The organism is Pseudomonas psychrophila HA-4 (genome assembly GCF_000282975.1).
GTDB lineage: Bacteria > Pseudomonadota > Gammaproteobacteria > Pseudomonadales > Pseudomonadaceae > Aquipseudomonas > Aquipseudomonas psychrophila_A.
Map to the genome: position 1 here is coordinate 1 of NZ_ALJC01000041.1, position 981 is coordinate 981.

At 47.0% G+C, this 981-nt stretch carries 1 pseudogene; it reads right to left on the minus strand.

Annotated elements, in window-relative coordinates:
* Window positions 1-981, minus strand: a pseudogene (locus B347_RS25530) (hypothetical protein); the annotation flags it as partial.

Sequence of the window (981 nt, forward strand, 5' to 3'; positions counted from 1 at the left end):
GTGTATCCAACAATCGCCAATATCTTGCATGGGTTCTTCACCTGCGTATTTCCCCTCACCACTTTTTATCCGCTCGCGCATCGCCAGAGTATCTAGCGGATTACCAATCATGGTGATATCTAGGTATACATTACTAGGCTCGGCGCCTGGCAGGTCTATAGTGAGTGTTTTGATCGCAGTGGTCATTACGCCTGATTGCAAAGCATTCATTACACTTTTTGGTTCGGCGGATTCGAAGCTGACTCTAGGGGTATAAAGAATGCCGTAAAGACGATCAAGTTCGCCTTGCTGGGTATCGAATGCAATGGGGCTAAGGTCGCGGGCACGCGATTTTGACCAGCAGCAATCATTTAGAAAATTCTGCATAGGTTTTTGCTGAAAATACCAAGCAATCAGGTAGAGCACACCCAGTACAACAACCAGGAAATTCAGTGGCCCCATCCAAAATAAAAACCGTGAAAGCGCCATTGCAGCACTTAGATTTCCAGTGAGAGCTCTTAAAGTAAAAACTACGCCATTGAGTGCCACAGCCCCCCAAGTAACAATTTGACCACCGACTATATTTCTACGCATTTTCAGCCAAGGATCGATAGAGCCTTGTGCGTTTTCAAGTTGCAACTGCAAAGAGTAAAACTCATTGAATGCAGCTGTAACAGAAAGTGCTCCAAGAATACCGCCCAAGAGAGTCCGTAAAGGCGTTGTAGCTAAACCAATCGAAAACCGAGCATTCTTACTCACCTGACTATCAATCACTGCCACCAATGCAGCCCCGGCATATAACTTCGCGGACGCGGTGTCGTATATCCGTTGCTCATCCATCCCTTCCAGAACACCCGCCTGCGCCAGATAATTACTCGCATTCCAGCTATTGAGCAATAACGCTGTCAACGCTATCAAACCACCACTGTTTTTAACTGCCACAGAGTCGACGATTTTTGAAACATGGCCGCGCCCTATGGCTTTACCCGTGGTATTGACCCA